Origin of the sequence: Lawsonibacter sp. LCP25S3_E2, assembly GCF_052117285.1 — a bacterium.
GTDB lineage: Bacteria > Bacillota > Clostridia > Oscillospirales > Oscillospiraceae > Lawsonibacter.
Map to the genome: position 1 here is coordinate 50719 of NZ_JBQKJL010000011.1, position 14872 is coordinate 65590.

Genomic DNA, 14872 nt, shown 5'->3' on the forward strand with positions numbered 1-14872 from the left:
GTCCCCTTGTTAATTAACAGCAGACCGTTAGCGGTTCCCTGCCCGTTTTGCCTTTAAAATTCTCTCGATGGCCTCTGCCTCTGGGATGGGGGCATGGAACTGGAATCCCTGAATCACATCACACTGAGCCTCCCGCAAAGCCATAGCCTGAGGCTCAGTTTCCACTCCCTCGGCCAGAATGGTAATGCCCAGCTCATGTCCTACCTGAATCATGGCACGCACAATGGCATTGCCCGGCTTGGTCAGAACGTGATCAATGAATGCCTTGTCCAATTTAATTCCATCGGCCGGGTACTCCTGCAGATCAGCAAAGGAGGTAAACCCTTCTCCAAAATCATCCAGGGCAATACGAACGCCATACTCTTTGAGCAGCAGCATATTGCTCCGAATCTGCGAAAAACCTGGTCCAGCCGTACTTTCGGTCAGTTCAAAAATCAGCAATTCCCTGGGAAACTGGTATTGGTTTAGAATTTCCCGGCAGCGCTGAGGAAAATCACTTGCGGCAAAGGTATCTCTGGAAAAGTTACAGGAGAGAAAGAAATCCTGTACTCCCCGGTCACAAAGGGTCTGCAAAAAACGGCAGGCGGATTGCAGGCAGTGATAGTCCAGTTTGGAAATTTGTCCTTCCCTCTCCAGGAAAGGAACAAACATTCCCGGCAGCAACAGTCCTCGTTCTGGATGGAACCACCGGGAAAGTGCCTCCCCGCCCACGATTTGATCTGTACTGGCATCCACATAAAACTGCACGTAGAGTTGAAACTCATTGCCATCCAGCGCTTGTGCTACGGTATCCCGCAGTTTTTTCTCTAACTGAAGCCGCTTTCGTGCCTCATCCGTAAAAACCGAAACGTCTTTACGGACCGCTAGGGCATGCCGCGCCTCTTGCCCGGCAAGAAACAGGATTTCTTCCAGATCCTGCCCTCCCATCGACATGGGATAAACGCCGGCGGCAATGTCAATTTCAAAGGCCTTATTGTGTTCCGGACAGTAGGCGCGGATTTTTTGCAGCGCCGTGGCGATCCAGACGCTGTTTGGCTCTTGGTTTTCAGAAAACCGCAGCAAAACAAATCCATCCTCTGCCACTCTGGCCAAAATGTCATCCTGGCGGCTATATTCCCGAAGAATCTCCGCACAATGGCGCAGAACTTCTTCGGTCACCTGCCCGCCTGCCATCCGGTGCAAATGATCGGTATCCAAATAAAAATAGATCAGATGATACAGGATCCGGGTTTTCTCCGTAACCTTTTGTGACCAAGCCCGGCTCAGCTCGTCAAACCGTCCCAGTCCCGTGGTCCTGTCGCACTCCAGCTCCCGCCGAATCTTTTTGATCTGCCTTCGATGGCGGCACATAACCAGCACCAGGATTCCAGCCAACAGGGCTGCACACAAAACCAGAGCCCCCATTCCTACAGTGGGACTATCTGCGTTTGGCGCAACTGCGGCTGACTCCATCAGCAGTCCACTGATTTCTTCCTGCGATACCGCGGAAAGGAATTGTTGGAGATCTGTGCGCAGCGATTCCGGCGCTGCCTTGGTGAAGCAGAGGTAGTAGGACCGTTCGTTTCCCTGATAGCGTGTATGAAACAAAACGATTTCCTCTGTTTCCGGCGGCAGTTCCTCTCCTTCCGCATATCCTGAAAGCAGGTCCACTTGAAGGTTCCGGGCCAGGTGGCTGCGCTGGTCGCTTTTATCTGGTGCGTAATAGACGATCTCATAGTTGCTCTGGGCGGAAAACTGCGCGAATAGCTGTGGGATGACCCCCTGGTAGGTTTCTGAGGCAGAATCGTAGTACTCTAACGGGTAGGCATCCGGGTTTCCGGCCACATAGACCAAAATAGTATCTTCCACCCGCTTTGACCTCACACCGCTTGCTCCGACTTGCGGCAAAACAGAGACATATTCCGATGGGACAGCTTAGTCTGCATGTCCTCCACCTCCGTGGATAACTGCTCAGCTGAGTCATCCATCTCCTGTAAGATGGAGCGCAGCCGTTCCCGCAGACTGCTCAGGTTTTCGGCATACTGCTGCAGCTGCTTGCTTTGCCTCCCAACCTCCTCTTCCAATTGCTGCGCTGCCTCCCGCTCCCGTTCCTCTGATTCCGCTCTCAGCATTTCCGCATACCGCCGGGCCTCCATCAGAGTATTGGAAATCAGCATTTGCTCATTGCGGTAGGCCTCATGCTGCTGGCGCAAGGAGTTCAGCTCTTCCTCCAGCTGGTGCACCCGCTGCCGTTCTTGCTCCAGAAGTGCACGGTCTTCTTCCCTCTGCGCCAAAAGTTTGGCAGAGAACTGCTCTTCAAGCGCTGTGATGTACTGGTAGACGCTATATTTTTTATAGCCCCAAAAGCCGGTTTTCAAATCTTCTTTTTTCATGATAGTACCTCCATCATTCCACATTTATTCTTGTTCGCTGAATCGTTCCCCAGGAAGGTTTACGCTTCCGGTATCCAATCAGCGAGGTGGCTCGCACCCACGCCAGGATAAACCGCAGGCAAGATACTTCCAGAGCACACAAGCCGATGGCCTTCAGGATGTCAGCAAAGGTTAGTTTCAAATCTATGGTGTGGATTCGGGCAAAAAATGCCGTTAGCGATAAGATGGAAGAATAGACCACATAGATCCCAAAGAACAAAAACATAAACGGGACATTCAGCAGGTCCACAGCAGATGCCAGCATCACGGTGAAAACGCCAAAAATCTCAATGTAGGGAGACATCAGCTCATAGATCAGGAAATATAGATACGAAACAAATCCCACCATTCCATATTTGGGGTTGGCCAAAATGTGCCGGTGACGGCTCATCGACTCAAACAGGCCGATATGCCAGCGGCGGCGCTGTTTGCACAGGTCCTTCAGAGACTCCGGGGCCTGGGTCCAACAGATGGCGTCGGTAGCATAGCGGATTCGATAAGGGATCCCATGCTCCCGGCAGAACACATGGAGCTTGACCACCAATTCCATATCCTCTCCCATGGTAGAGGTGTCATATCCGCCGACGTCAATGACAAGGCTTTTTTTAAACAATCCAAACGCGCCGGAAATAATGATACTACCGTTGAAGCGGTCAAATAAAATCCGGGCAGCCAAAAACGAACGGTCATATTCCAGCACCTGCATGCAGGGAAGAATTTTTTTGGGCATCCCATAGGCATGCACCCGCCCATTTTGGATCTCTGCGCCGTTACATGGCCGGACCGCTCCGCCTATGTTGCGTCACGTAAGTGAAGAGCACGAGTAGCAAAGTTCGGATACCCACCCGGGCAATTCCCAGCCTGCATAATTCAGGGAGGGATTTGATGCAAGACATATTGACCTGCGCCATGGGACTGGATATTCATCGTGACGTTATCGTTGCCTGTCTTGCCAAAGGTGAGCTAGGCACCGATCCGGAAATCGAGATTCGCTCCTTCAGCACACTTATCCCGGAAATGCGGAAACTGCGGGATTGGGTGTTGGAAGCAGAGTGCCGCTATGTCGCTATGGAGAGCACCGGGATCTACTGGCAGCCTATTTACGAAATGCTGGAGCCATGTTTTGATGGGCAGATCAGCATTCTGGTCGTGAATGCCCGCCACATGAAGAATGTGCCTGGGCGTAAAACGGATATGCGGGACGCGCAATGGATCGCCACATTACTCCGTGCCGGATTACTAAAGGGAAGTTTTATCCCAGATAAGACCTTCCGGGAACTGCGGCATCTGACCCGGTATCGTAAGAGCATCGTTCGCGACATTACCGCCCAAAAGAATCGCATCGATAAATTTCTGCAAAGCTCCGGTTTCCGCTTCACAGCGTTTCTGTCGGACGCATTTGGCGCTTCCGGGCGAAACATCATCCGTCATCTCATGGAATACGGAAATATTTCGCGGGAAGCTCTGGACCGGTGCCTGAAAACGCAGACCCGGAAACGTATCGACGAAATACTGATTGCCTTGAACGGTTCGCTCTCGGAGCACCAGCGCGGCTTTCTTCGCATGATATTTGGGCACTTGGAAGCGCTTGAACAGCACCGCCATACTGTGGAGGACGCTATTACGAAAGAGATCACAAAGCACGAAGAGGCATTACGCCTCCTGTGCTCCATACCAGGCATTGATGTAACTGCGGCAGCAGCCATTATCGCGGAGATTGGTACCGATATGAGTGCCTTTCCAGATTCCCAGCATATATGCTCCTGGGCTGGTTTGAGTCCCGGTAACAACGAGAGTGCCGGAAAACGCAAGAGTGCTCACATTAACAAAGGTAATCCGTATCTGAAGAGTATGCTCTGCGAGGTGGGATGGGTCATCTCCGGAAAACGAAGCTTGTACCTCTCCGGTTGGTACTGGAGGATAAAACAGCGGAAGGGCGCTAAACGTGCAACGATTGCTTTGGCTCGCAAACTGCTGGCGCTGATTTACACGATGTTGAAGACAGGTTCTCCATACAACGAAGACTGTTTTGAGATCCGCAGAAAACAAAGTGAGCGCAAACGGGCCAGCCGTATGGTGAACGAACTGCAAAAGCTGGGGTACTTTGTGGTGGCACCAGGCTGATTCCCACTGTACCATACTTCGGCCGGCGACAGGTTTTGGCCTGCCGCTTTTTGTGCTGCGATGGTTTTTCATGAGGCGTTGAAAGCCTGTTTGTCAAGGTTCACGCCCTCGCTACTTATTTTCGTAGCAAGGTGCAGCGCTGGGTAAATAGTGCGAGAAGCTACAGTCGCCAAGAGATAAAACACCTCGCATGCGCTTCTCGTAATAAATGTAGAAAACGACACCCTTTTGACCACCCATGAATTTGAAAAAACAAAAATGCCTCTGATACCGGTGCGGTATCAGAGGCTATAGCATAGCGCAGCTATTTGCATCTATTGTTGGTCTCATTGTAGTATTGTTGTAGAACAATTACTTCCAGTTCAGCTAACTGGATAGTGCTTGCTGTATTCCATCTTGTACTTGAGCGAGCTGTGTGGTACTATATGCTGGTATTATGCGTGATGGGAGAGATCATATGTTCTTTACGATGGATGAGGTAGCACTTATTGACGGCCTCATTGCAACCTACTTTGCTTCAGATTCCGTATCAGAAGATTTACGGACCCGATATTATGAAACACATCAACACCTCCAAGACAACCGAACCGATTATGCGGATTTGAGGAATATAAAGGAGGCCCTTTTCTTTTTGGCTCCGCTATTTCATGGTAGTATCCAATTTGAAAAGGATATTTGGTCAGTCATTGCAAAGACGCAGAGATTATTAAAAGCGAGCAGCCCGGTTGCAGAGTAAAATGCAACTGGGCTGTCTCTTTTACTTCCTATCTTCCTGCATAGTCAATCGTTAGAATTATTTCATCTCGTAGGGTGGTCAAAAGGACCTCTTTTTCTACATTTATTCTGAAGAGCTCTTTAGTTTATGTATAAGGAGAACCGCATGATGGATCCGAAACTGGAGAATACTATCGGTGGAGGCGAAGAAAACCAAATGAGTGAAATAAAACTTGGTGAAGCGACCTATGTTGTCCACCGATCCTATTCAGACACCCAATCTGTTCCAGATTTGATTATAAACCGTCTGCTTAAAGAGAAGAACGGAAAATCTGCATTTGACGAAGGTACAGACGATGCCGTATAATATCCTATAGTGGGTCGGTTCGTCGAAGGAGGTTAATGTGAGAACCGACATTCGTAGAATCGCATTTGCTTACCTGAGACTATCTAATGAAGAGGCTGCCGAGGGTGAATCCTCCAGCATCAAAAACCAGAGGATGATCATTCAAGACTATTGTGAACGGAATGAGATCCTCCTGGTTCGCGTTTTTATCGATGATGGTTGGTCCGGTGGCAATTTTGACCGTCCGGCATTCCAAGAGATGATTGCGCTCTTAGAGCAAGGCAAAGCAAATATCGTAATCACCAAAGACCTTTCGCGACTCGGCAGAGACATGCGAGAGGCCAGCTATTATGCTGAACAGTACTTTCCTGAACACGGAATTCGCTATCTGACCGTAGCTGACAACTTCGATACCGAGCAGGAAAACGTCATGGCGCCTTTCCAGTTTGCCATGAATGAGGTTTACCTTCGTGATGGCTCAAGAAAAGTCAAAGAGGTCTTAAAAGCCAAGAGGGAGAAAGGCTTATATTGCGCATGTGCCCCCTACGGCTATGTGAAAGACCCCCGAAACAAGAATTGGTTGGTTCCAGATGAGGAAACGGCCCCGATTATTCGACGGGTTTTTGAAGCTGCGGCGAACGGGGACTCGAGTCGGAAAATAGCTATGGACCTTAATAGCGACGGCATCATGCCTCCCCTAAAGTATAAGGTTCTCTATAAAGGGAACTTCTCAGAAGGCGGAGCAGCACGAGCGTCAGACTTATGGAATTATACGACTGTTAAGCGAATTCTTAAAAACCCAGTTTACTTGGGTCACACTCTTCTTGGAAAGTCCAAGAAAGTCAGCGTAAAGTCGAAGAAAAAACTGAATGTGCCAAAGGATCAATGGGCAGTTACTGAAAACACCCATGAACCGATCATAACGCAGGAAGTGTTTGATTTGGCACAGTTCAATTTGGGCAAAGGAGCTTTTGACTTTCGCCAATACGATCATGTACGGCGAAGTATCTTTTCAGGGATCGCATTTTGCGCACAATGCGGACACGCTCTATGCTCGTGCGGAACCGTATATAAAGGTGAGCGAGAAAAATACTGGTACCTCAGTTGCAATCGTCATCGCCTTGATATTACGGCTCCCTGTGTCGGTGTCCGCATCAAGTATAGCGATATACTTGAAGTAGTTCGCCAAGACCTGAATTCACTCATCAGTTTAAGCCCCGAAGAGAAAGAAGCGGTGGCTCGAGAGGCTATGCGGCGTGCTGGTGATGATAATCTGATTAGGGTCAAGCAGCTCCAGCTCCAAAAGGCCAAGGCTCGTTTATCTACCATCGACAAGGTCATAACGAAACTATATACGGACAATGCCGAGGGTAAGATCGATGACAGTCGTTTGGAACGGATGCTCTCTGAACTCCAGCGAGAGTCAGCTGGCCTTGAAAAGACGATCGACAGTCTGAGCGTTATTGATTCAGTAAATGAGACACAGGAAAGCTATCGAGCGTTTTTTGAACTGGCAAATAAGTACACGCATATCAAGGAATTGGATCGGGACACCTTAGTGACATTTGTTCGACGGATAGAAGTCGGCCCCAAAGAATTACCAGAAGGAGCTCAGAAGGCTACGCACCGAAACCAGCCATTTCGGCAAAGTGTGCGTATCTTTTATAAGTTCATTGGCGAGCTGGAGAGTTCTCCGGTTCGAGAGTTTCCTGCCGTAACAGACCTGTAGACCTACTCATTACCCCAATCGTATCCTCCCTATACACCAGAGTGGGGCCTGTTTCACATTTCGTTGTGCAGGGTACCTTTCCCCCTTTTTGCAATGCAAAGGCATGCGCAAATGGGCTTTTTAAGATGTTTGGGGTACACCAAGGGAGGAGGAGGACAGGCTCAAACGGGTATTGAAGCGTCCCTGGATTTTGGAGAAGTCGTCACCGGCAATTTTCACCACGGAGTCAATGGCCTCCTGACTGGTGACCATGACCCAGACCTTGCCCATACATTTAGCACCCAGCTCCTCCACCAGGGACTGGAGGTTGATCATCAGGTCGCCGTCATCACCGATGTATTGGCCCACCTCGTCCACCATGAACAGCAGACGGAACTTGTCACCCTTGCTGTCAACATACTCCTTAATGTCGGACACCAGCTGGGCGATGCTCAGTTCGTTGGTCTCCTCGCCGTTGAACCAGTTGCGGGCAGCCTGCTCGCTCATGCCCAGGACGGACTGGAGCACCTCTACCACATCGTCCTCAAAGAAAGCGAAGGAGTCACGGGTCTCCACCCAGGGACCGCCATTGACTTCTTCGAACTTCTGCCGGAATTCCTCCGTTTTGCCCTGCCGGTCAATGAAACGCTCCAGCTTGGCAATTTTCAGGTCATCTCCGTAGAAACCGCAGTGATTGTAAAACATCTTGGCAAAGGTGCGGAGAACAGCGGTCTTATCCTTGTTGATAGGTCCTTCAATGTCAATATTGAACAGAATGGATTCTGTGGGAATAGACACGCATTTGACCGCCTGGGCGTACATCATAGGGTCATCGAATTTATCTTTGAAGTAGTCAATGGCTGGAACTTCCTGCACCTCTTTGTTAGAGAGCAGGTAGGAAAGCATCTTCAGAAAGTGCGATTTACCGCTTCCAAAAAAGCCGGAGATCCACACACCCATTTTATCCGTGGGCTGATCAATGGCTTTGGTATAGTTATCAAAAAAAGTCCGGAAATGGCGGCGCAGTTCCTTGGTAATGATGTACTCGCTTAATTCCTGATGCAGGCTCTTTTCATCATCCTGGGCAACCTTAACGACGCCATTGATATCACGGTTAATATCTTTTTGAAACATGGATTGTATCTTCATAGTACCAATCTCCCTCACAGCAGATTAAACGCCCGATAATAATTTCCGTCTACAAATTCATCAAAGAGGCTCAATGTCTGCCCGTTGAAAGTGCCGGGGTAGAACATTACCACCGGAATGTCCGCAAAGAGATGCTGCATACTGTCCAGCATCTTATGAGATCGCATGAAAGGATGAATTTTCCCAATACCTGTCATAAACAAGACATCCTGTCCCTTTACATGAGGGCTGTAGTCCATCTTGGCCAGCAGAGCTTCCGGCGTAGCAATTTTCTGAAGTTGCTGCAGCAAGTAGTCTTTTCCCTTTTTGCTTTCCAGAGCGGGAGTTGACTTCAAAACTCGCTTTTCCTCCAGCACTTGAAGAAAGATCTCATAGAGATCACATTCAATGATTCGATACGGTGTTCCAGATTCGTCTTTGATCCTTCGGATGTAATCCTGCACCACCAATTCATCAGCAGGATCATAACAAAAGACATGAATGCCGACTTCGTTACTCAACCCCTTATTTTCAAGGAAATTGGGGTCAGAGATCCGTTCTCTGATCCGATCCAATTCTGCTTTCAGCATAATCTCTGCCCCTCCTCAACGAAAGCAATTAAATGCCGGAAGTACTTCCGTATCATCATTCTCGCAAATCCCTTGCTCCAATTCTTCACAGAGGAAAACCGGATTGAGTGTTGTGCTCTTGAGATGATCCAAGTACTCCGTTTCAACTAAGCAGCGCACCAGAACACTTTTGATTTTGTTGATCGTGTTGTCGCTCCAACCCGCTATGCTGTCATTCTGAGCCTGGAGACGGGAGAAGAAGGTATTGAGATCTTTTCGCTCAAAAGAGTAGTCCTGGGTACGGAACTTTTCGCCTATGACTTGGATCATAAAATCCCAGACCAGCCGATTGTACCGCATGATGGCATAGAGGTTGATTTGCTTGGCAATCTCCGTGGGAGCACTGCTGATTTCCTTTATAAGCTTCTGGTTGTTCAGCGCATCCAGACGTCGATAACACGCCCTGGCCATCCGAGAAATCTGGCGTTCTGTTGGGTACTGGAACAGATTATCCTCTCTTATTTTGACGGCAGCGTCATCAACCGAGATGCCTTGTAAATAAAGTTTCGATGCAATTCGAATTTCGTAAAATAAGAATTGCTCTGCAGTCAACGATCCGCTATAAGGTGTTGTGTTCATCATGCATCGACCTCAAAATGTTGGTTTCTACTTTTTTACAGGATAGCACAAAACAGCGGTATTCTCTACTATAAAATTTTATCACCATAACTGTCCAATAAACAGGTCTAACACTTGCGTGGCATTACGAAAAATGAAAAGAAGGCAACAGATGGTGAAAAAGATTGAAGGCCCCACCCAGGCTTTCGGTGTATCCATGGAAACCATGCTTAAGATTGCGGAAGTGCTGGAGATTCCAGTCTCTAAACTGTTTGAAGATTAAAAAATCTCACGGCGAGACCTCATTCCGACAGGAATTGTGTCTCACCGTGAGATTTATTTTATTCCCTGTAATACAAGGGGCGTCCAATGGAGGTAAAGCCCTCCAGACCGGTGATCACCACATTATTTTGACTGAACGCACAGTGGATGATGAGCAGGTTTCCACTTTCATCTCTGCCACCTACGATCCCCACATGCTCGTCACCGGGATAGAATACCAGATCACCTGGCTGGGCCTCATTCCAAGAGATGGGGGTACAGTAGGTGTGCTGCATGTGAGCGCCGCCGCCGTGGCCTATGACGTACTCTCCATCAGTGACATTGTAAAATACCCAATCGACGAATCCACTGCAATCTAACCCGTAGGGCAGATAGGTTCCGGTAGTCGAGCTGCCGTCTGCCCATACCTTGGTGAGCTGTCCCCAGCGGGAGTCCCAGCCAATCACCAGGGACTTCCCGCCCCAGAAGTAGTTGACCTTGCCTACCAGCCTGCAGGCGGTTTCCACCACAGCCCGGCGCTCCGGGTCCAGATCAGCGGGCAGGTCAGCCAACAGCTTCTTTGCTGTGGCGTCGGAGATCGTGAGATCTCCGGCCAAGGCAGCCAGCATGTCGGAGTTTGCCAGCAGTTCATCCAACGCCGCGTTCTGTTCCTCAGTGAAAGAATAAAATACCCGCATATCATCCGGTGTTCTGGCGGTGATCGTCACAGTGAGTATTTTCTCTGTCCAGGCCGGAGTGTCTCCGGAGGCGGGATGTTCCACCTCTCTGGAGGAGGAGGCAAGTTTTGTCATGTCCCAGAAGACTGTGCGCAGGGCCTCCACATTGGCCGCATCCAATATTGCCACGGTCGTTCCATCAGCAGCGCCCGCCGTTTTGGCGGCAAACACCGTCAGGATATCAGACCAGGGGGGCGGCTGTCCTTGGATCTCCAGCGTGTCATATCCACCCTCCGCCTGCATACTGGAGATCTTCTCTCCCAATTCGCCGTTGATCTGTGCCACTGCCTGGGCGGGAGAGACGGCTCCGGCCGTTTCATCAGGCCCGGCAAAAAAGATGCCCAGCGGTGAGGCAAGGATGATGCCGCACAGACAGATGACAACCACCACCGCGATTACCACCCCACCGCCTGCTGTGGCCGCGGCGGCCAAAGCCTTAGCTGCCGCGATCACGGCGCGGAGCGCGCGGTTTGCCGCCTGTGCGGCCTGCCTGGCGGTCATACGGGCCACCTTTGCGGCCTTTTGGGTTCGTGCCAGTCTGGCTCCCGCCTCCGCCGCACGGCGAGCCTGTCGTGCCGGAAACGCTCTTACAGGCGGTTTCCCACCCGGCTTTCCAATTCCAGCTGTTTTGCGAATGGGATGGCCAGCCGATTTGACCGGCACACCTCGTTCTTTTACTGCCGTCTTTGCGGTGCTGCCCATAGCCTGCCTGGAGACCTCCGCATGAGGCTTGGGCTGCACATGAGAACCACCTGTCTGCCCGGACACCTGCCGCAGCTGCTTGCGGGCCTCTATACCTTGTGGCCGTTTTCCCGAGGGAGGAGCTGCCATGGGGCCGTCCTCTCTCACAGGCAAGCGCCGCTCCAGTTTCCCGCTGCGGAGAAGGTTGCCCTGGCGCTCCCGCATAAAGGACGCTTTTTCCTGCTGCAAGGCACTTGGCGGTGTAGCAGGTGCGGGGTCAGCTTATATCTTCAGATAGGCGTCCTTGGTCTTGATATTTCTTTTTTGAGGCGTTCGGAGTGCGGACTGCGGCTGGGGGCGGCTTCTGCCCGCACTCTGCGCCCGGAGCGGATCTCCCGCTTCCTTCCCGTGAAGGCGGCCTTTTGGAGACCGAGTGCCGTCATATCTTGGCTTTGCTGCTCCTGGCGGATCGTGACGGTCAGGGTATCCGTCCGGGCCTGTATCCGGGGTGTGCTTTGCACCTTTCTTCCGTTTCCCCAGCAGGCGCTCAGCCAGCTGCTCCACCCGTTTGACACCGCCCACCTCGGCATCGCCCAGCTGGTCGCCGCCAAAGTTATCCCGCTGGCCGTGCTGGGCCGTGTCCCGCAGCTGGCCCCGCAGGCGCTCTGTGCCGTCATCCAGCCCTCTGCGGATCAACTCTTTCGGCGCGGACTTGACCCGCTCTTTCAAAGTGTGCTGTACCTGGGGCTTTTCTTTGATCTTATCGATGTATCTCACCTCGATCCAGCAGGGAGGGGCCTTGGCCCCTCCCTGGTTTTATTACGCGGCCAAGTCAGAGGGCTTGGTGGTCATCAGTTTATAGAGCTGCGTATGACGGGGGAAATTGTCCATGAAGGGCACAATGGCGCTGCCGCACTTGATGAGGCCCCGTCCAAAGTCCACATTGGTGATGTAGGAGAGCTGGTTGTCGGAGATATTCAGCAGCCGGGCCAGCTCCAGCCTGTCGGTGCTGGCCTGGTTGAGCATGACCAGGAACTCGCTGTTGGCCAGCATGGTTCGGGCTGTGTGGGACTGGAGCAGATCGTCCACATTCTGAGTCAGGCCGGTACAGCAGGCACCGTACTTCCGCACCCGCTTCCAAAGGGTGAACAGAAAGTTGGCGCTGTACTCATGCTGGAACAGCAGATAGATCTCATCGATATAGATCCAGGTATTCCGCCCCAGTCGGCGGTTGCGGGTGATCCGGTTGAGAAAGCTGTCCAGGATTACCAGCATGCCCATGGAGAGCAGCTGTTTGCCCAGCTTCCGGATATCATAGCAGGCGATGCGTGAGCTCATGTCTACATTGGTGGGTTTGGCAAAGGTGTTGAGACTGCCCTCCGTGAACAGTTCCAGTGCCAGAGCCACGTCCCGCGCCTCGGCCTCCGGCTGGCGCAGCAGTTCGGCGTGGAAGTCCTGGAGCGTGGGGGCCTGGCCCCGGCAGCCGTCCCGCACATAGTCGTGGTAGCACTGTGCCGTACAGCGGTCGATGATGGACTTTTCCTTGGCAGACAGTTTTCCGGCCCCCACAGACTGCTCACAGAGAGAAAGCAGGAACTCCGATTTCAGCACCACGGGGTTTTCCCCCTCGCCGTAGCCCTGCTCCATGTCCATGGCGTTGATGTGGTTGCTGGAGGTGGCCGAGATCTCCACCACCTCGCCACCCAGTCCTTCTACCAGAGGACGGTATTCCGACTCCGGATCGATGATCAGGATGTCATCCTGGGTAGAGAGGGCCAGGGCGGTGATCTCCCGCTTGGCGGTAAAGGATTTACCGGAGCCGGACACGCCCAGAACAAATCCGTTGCCGTTGAGGAGCTGCTTGCGGTCGGCAATGATGAGATTTTTGCTGATGACATTCTGGCCGTAGTAAATGCCGCCCCGGTCCCGGATCTCCTGGGCTTTGAAGGGCATGAGGACGGCCAGGGCTTCGGTGGTCAGGGTACGCAGGGCGTCGATCCGCCGCAGTCCTATGGGGAGGGCGGTGACAAGGCCCGCGTCCTGCTGCCAGTTCAGAGTGGTCAGCTGGCACAGATGCTTGCGTGCGATGGACTGGAGAGTCTCTGTGTCGCTGTCCAGCTCCTCCTTGCTGTCGGCCAAATGCACCAGAGTCACCACAGCAAACATCATCCGCTGATCCCGTGTGGTCAGATCATCCAGCATTTCCCGCGTCTCTTTCCGCTGCTGCTCCAGGTCGTAGGGCACCACCGCGGAGAAGTTGTTGTTGCTGTTCTGCCGCCGCTGCCAGTTGGTGACGTTGGTCTCCACCCCCAGCAGGCGGTTCTGCATCTCACGCACGGCCTCATCGGTGGGGACAGGGATCACGTCGATGGACAGCATCATGGTGCGGTTCAGGCTGGTGAGTTCATTGATCATGGAGTCCTTGATGTAGCTGGCATACTCCTTGAGGAACATGGCCCGGCCATATTTATTGCCCAGGATAAAGTGATCCTTCCGAAACTCCATGCTGTCCGGGCAGATGGTGTCCTTGAAGGAGCGCCCTGTTTTCATGCACTCCCGCAGGTCGATATGGAACCGGGACTCCTCGCCTACTCGGTAAAAGTCGTGGAGCACACGCAGCCGCTCCACCGCGTCCAACTCCTCACAGTGGGAATCCAGGTGATTGAGCCGGGTGGTCGCATCATTCATGACCCGGTCAAAGAAGGTGCGTGCCTCCTCGGGCGTTTTCTTATGGGCGGATACTGTGACATATCGCTCCTGCACCATGCTGTTGGAGGAGTCGGTGACCTTGTCCAGCAGCATGGCGTTGTACTCCGAACGGCCTCCGTCCAGATGATCCCCCTGGGGCGGGATCAGGATCTCCTGCTCAAAGTTGCAGCGGTTGAGCCGCTTGTTGTTGATGGTAATTTTGGTGGTAGAGCCGGTGTCCAGGGCATTGAGCAGTTCCGAGTAGCCCAGGAACATGGACGTCTTGTCCTCTTTGGAAGCGATGGCGTAATTGATGTCGGAAAAGCGGACGGTTTTTGAGAATTTCCCGCCAAACTGAAAAAGCCCATCCGGCCAGAGGCGGCGGATGGGGATGGTATCCTGTACGGACTTGGGTACCGAAAGGTGCTCTTTGTCCTGCTTCAGTGTGTTTTGAAGGGTCTTAATCAAGGCGGATGGCCTCCTTTATTGATGTGTGTTCCATAAGTTTGACATAGAGATCCTCCGTTCGGAATAAGAGCCGTTTGGGCATGAGAAATTCTGAGCGGATATAAGCCATGAGAAAGCGTTCCAGGGTCATGCCGTTGTAGGTGAAAAAACCGCCCAGGGCAAAGGGAAACGCGGCCAGGATACACACCCAGCCGATCTCGCCTGTCCCAAGCACCGGACGCAGGCAAAAGTACACGGCCAGCGCCACCAGAACGGCCAGAAGGGCAAACAAAAATTGCCGCAGGGACAGGCCGAAGAATAGGCTTTCCTGATAATTCCGTACCTCTTTATTGATGCGGACCTCCAAGGTCTCACCTCCTACATTTCTGCTTGGTTTTCATGGACAGACCGTTGCAAAGCCTGTCTGGCTATGGTACCAT

At 52.0% G+C, this 14872-nt stretch carries 14 protein-coding genes; 4 read left to right on the forward strand and 10 right to left on the reverse strand.

The window, feature by feature from the left end; translation table 11 throughout:
• Positions 1 to 27 precede the first annotated feature (27 nt).
• Genes ACTQ3R_RS10730 through ACTQ3R_RS10740 form a run of 3 tightly spaced genes read right to left on the reverse strand, consistent with a single transcriptional unit; the run spans position 28 to position 3141 of the window.
• Entirely contained in the window at positions 28 to 1848 is a 1821-nt protein-coding gene (locus ACTQ3R_RS10730; protein ID WP_441779243.1) for an EAL domain-containing protein, read from the reverse strand.
• Between the two features lie 11 nt (positions 1849 to 1859).
• Positions 1860 to 2372 carry a hypothetical protein gene (locus ACTQ3R_RS10735; RefSeq protein WP_441779242.1) on the reverse strand — a complete coding sequence of 171 codons (513 nt, stop codon included), beginning with the start codon at positions 2370 to 2372 and terminating at the stop codon, positions 1860 to 1862.
• Between the two features lie 13 nt (positions 2373 to 2385).
• On the reverse strand, positions 2386 to 3141 hold the full coding sequence (locus tag ACTQ3R_RS10740; protein ID WP_441779241.1) for a glycosyltransferase: 756 nt from the start codon (positions 3139 to 3141) through the stop codon (positions 2386 to 2388).
• A 155-nt stretch (positions 3142 to 3296) separates the two neighbouring features.
• Between ACTQ3R_RS10740 and ACTQ3R_RS10745 the strand changes: the two genes are divergently transcribed.
• From ACTQ3R_RS10745 to ACTQ3R_RS10760, 4 genes are all read left to right on the forward strand, one after another.
• Entirely contained in the window at positions 3297 to 4535 is a 1239-nt protein-coding gene (locus tag ACTQ3R_RS10745; protein ID WP_441779240.1) for an IS110 family transposase, read from the forward strand.
• Between the two features lie 457 nt (positions 4536 to 4992).
• Entirely contained in the window at positions 4993 to 5271 is a 279-nt protein-coding gene (locus ACTQ3R_RS10750) for a hypothetical protein (RefSeq protein WP_441779239.1), read from the forward strand.
• A gap of 144 nt (positions 5272 to 5415) precedes the next feature.
• Positions 5416 to 5616, forward strand: coding sequence for a hypothetical protein (locus ACTQ3R_RS10755; RefSeq protein ID WP_441779238.1), 201 nt, complete (start codon positions 5416 to 5418; stop codon positions 5614 to 5616).
• 37 nt (positions 5617 to 5653) lie between these two features.
• Positions 5654 to 7324, forward strand: a complete 1671-nt coding sequence (locus ACTQ3R_RS10760; protein ID WP_441779237.1) for a recombinase family protein — start codon at positions 5654 to 5656, stop codon at positions 7322 to 7324.
• 120 nt (positions 7325 to 7444) lie between these two features.
• Here the strand turns inward: ACTQ3R_RS10760 and brxC are convergent, their stop codons facing one another.
• From brxC to ACTQ3R_RS10795, 7 genes are all read right to left on the reverse strand, one after another.
• On the reverse strand, positions 7445 to 8452 hold the full coding sequence (brxC, locus tag ACTQ3R_RS10765) for a BREX system P-loop protein BrxC (protein ID WP_441779236.1): 1008 nt from the start codon (positions 8450 to 8452) through the stop codon (positions 7445 to 7447).
• A gap of 14 nt (positions 8453 to 8466) precedes the next feature.
• Entirely contained in the window at positions 8467 to 9021 is a 555-nt protein-coding gene (locus tag ACTQ3R_RS10770; protein ID WP_441779235.1) for a DUF1788 domain-containing protein, read from the reverse strand.
• Between the two features lie 15 nt (positions 9022 to 9036).
• On the reverse strand, positions 9037 to 9642 hold the full coding sequence (locus tag ACTQ3R_RS10775; RefSeq protein WP_441779234.1) for a DUF1819 family protein: 606 nt from the start codon (positions 9640 to 9642) through the stop codon (positions 9037 to 9039).
• A gap of 317 nt (positions 9643 to 9959) precedes the next feature.
• Positions 9960 to 11522 (reverse strand): C40 family peptidase, encoded by a 1563-nt coding sequence (locus ACTQ3R_RS10780; RefSeq protein ID WP_441779233.1) that lies wholly within the window; start codon positions 11520 to 11522, stop codon positions 9960 to 9962.
• A gap of 57 nt (positions 11523 to 11579) precedes the next feature.
• Positions 11580 to 12074 carry a hypothetical protein gene (locus ACTQ3R_RS10785; protein ID WP_441779232.1) on the reverse strand — a complete coding sequence of 165 codons (495 nt, stop codon included), beginning with the start codon at positions 12072 to 12074 and terminating at the stop codon, positions 11580 to 11582.
• A gap of 42 nt (positions 12075 to 12116) precedes the next feature.
• Positions 12117 to 14453, reverse strand: coding sequence for a VirB4-like conjugal transfer ATPase, CD1110 family (locus ACTQ3R_RS10790; RefSeq protein ID WP_441779231.1), 2337 nt, complete (start codon positions 14451 to 14453; stop codon positions 12117 to 12119).
• Complete coding sequence (locus ACTQ3R_RS10795; protein ID WP_008980727.1) at positions 14446 to 14799, reverse strand: PrgI family protein; 354 nt, start codon at positions 14797 to 14799, stop codon at positions 14446 to 14448. The genes ACTQ3R_RS10790 and ACTQ3R_RS10795 overlap by 8 nt, the downstream gene beginning before the upstream one ends.
• Positions 14800 to 14872: the final 73 nt, after the last annotated feature.